At 35.9% G+C, this 984-nt stretch carries 2 protein-coding genes; both read right to left on the reverse strand.

Going from position 1 to position 984, the window contains the following annotated elements:
• On the reverse strand, nucleotides 1-360 hold a 360-nt coding region (locus tag H5202_RS23335), incomplete at its 3' end, for a hypothetical protein (RefSeq protein WP_182774096.1).
• Between the two features lie 31 nt (nucleotides 361-391).
• On the reverse strand, nucleotides 392-984 hold a 593-nt coding region (locus tag H5202_RS23340; RefSeq protein ID WP_182774097.1), incomplete at its 5' end, for an NAD-dependent epimerase/dehydratase family protein.

Here is a 984-nt window from a genome sequence, read left to right on the forward strand (position 1 = left end):
AAAGTAATCCAGTGACTCTAATCCTGTATTAACAACAAACAAGCCATCCTTTTCAGGAAGAACATAATGCAAATCATTGAACAAAGGGTCATCAATAACCTGTGTTAATTCAAAATCAGGTAAGGAGTATGCTAAAACTTGATTCGAGCTACATAACCAAAGATGATTGTTATAAATGCTACCACCAGCAAAGCCTTTGTTTTTAACTCGTAAACTAGGCGTAGGTGGTTCGGTTATAATTGAAACTTCAAATCGTAATGAAATCTTTTTGCTTTTGCTTCTGAGTAAAAACACTTTTCCAATATACCCCTCTGAGGAGCCATCGAAAAAGCCGCCAGTAACAATAAATACTTCTTTCATGGGTCTACAGCTCAATTCTTATCGTTATCTTCTAGGATTTAAGGTGATTCATGCAATCAGTTAAGCCTGACATTAAATTCCATTTAGGCTGCCAACCTAATTGCTTCATACGCATAGATTTTATAGAACTACTCCAAATTTGACCCGCTCTGTCATTAACATATTTAACTTTAGGGTGCTTGCCTGTGACCTTAGAAATGATTTTAACTAAATCATTAACTGAGTAAGCTGTATCATCAGAAATATTTATTATTTTAGGTGTATTTACGCTTTCTAATACAATACGAATTCCTGAAGCAATATCATCTACATGTGTATAGCATCGAGTTTGTTTTCCATCACCATGAATTTCTATCTCTTGCCCTAATAGAATCTTGCGTAAAAAAATGGAGGTGGCTAGAGAAGGACGCATGTTAGGTCCATAAAATGTTGCTAGCCTTAGGAGGCTGTATTCTCCACCAACATTCTCAATCACTTTTTCGCCTTGCAATTTAGTTTCTGCATATAATTCTGTGGGAGAAACAGGACTATCTTCATCAGATATTTCTTGGTTATTGTTTCCATAAGCACAGCATGTTGATGCATAAAGTAACCGTGTCTTTGTTTTAAGGCACGCAAGTGCAA

The sequence above is a fragment of the Shewanella sp. SG41-4 genome (assembly GCF_014164505.1).
Classification (GTDB): domain Bacteria; phylum Pseudomonadota; class Gammaproteobacteria; order Enterobacterales; family Shewanellaceae; genus Shewanella.